1 pseudogene is annotated in these 743 nt (G+C 50.2%); it reads right to left on the reverse strand.

The window, feature by feature from the left end:
* Window positions 1-22: 22 nt before the first annotated feature.
* Window positions 23-743: pseudogene (locus tag R7E78_RS26340) on the reverse strand (acetoacetate--CoA ligase); the annotation flags it as partial.

The following is a 743-nucleotide window of genomic DNA, read 5'->3' on the forward strand; positions in this document are numbered from 1 at the left end:
GAGCCGCAATAGCGGCTCTTTTTTATAGCGCATTGGTCAGTGCGGGCTGTGTTTCAACGGCAATCGCCGCTATCTCTTCCAAAACCTCTGGATTCGCAATTGCGCCGATATTTTTAACTGTCTGACCATTCACGACCTGCTTTACTGCCAGTTCAACCGTTTTACCGGAACGCGTTCGTGGAATATCACTGAGTGCGAAGATCTTGCGCGGGACATGTCGCGGTGAGCAGTTCGCTTTCAACGTTTGGCGGATCAAGTCACTCAGTTGTGGCGTTAACTCAACAGTTTGGCTTAATTTGACGAATAACCAGATCTCTTCAGATTGCTGGCTCAACTTACCGACGGCAATCGAATCTTCGATACCCGATAGCGCGTTCACTTGTCGATAGATTTCCGCTGTGCCAATACGTACTCCGCCGGGATTGATCGTTGCGTCACTTCGGCCGTAGAAGATAAAGCCGCCGTTTGCGGTTTGCATGACGTCATCACCGTGGTGCCAAGTATCCGCAAATTTGCTCCAGTAAGCATCGTGATAACGTTCGCCATTGTCATGCCAAAAGCCGATAGGAAAGTTTGGCAGCGAGTTGTTACATGTCAGTTCTCCGCGTTGTGAAACTACTTCGCTCCCTGCGTCATCAAGCACTTTTACCTTGTTGCCAAGCCCCGCACCTTGGCATTCCCCTTTGTAGACGGGAGAAATCGGGTTACCGAGAACAAAGCTGCCACAAATGTCTGTTCCGCCA

Source organism: Vibrio sp. YT-19(2023) (assembly GCF_033337395.1).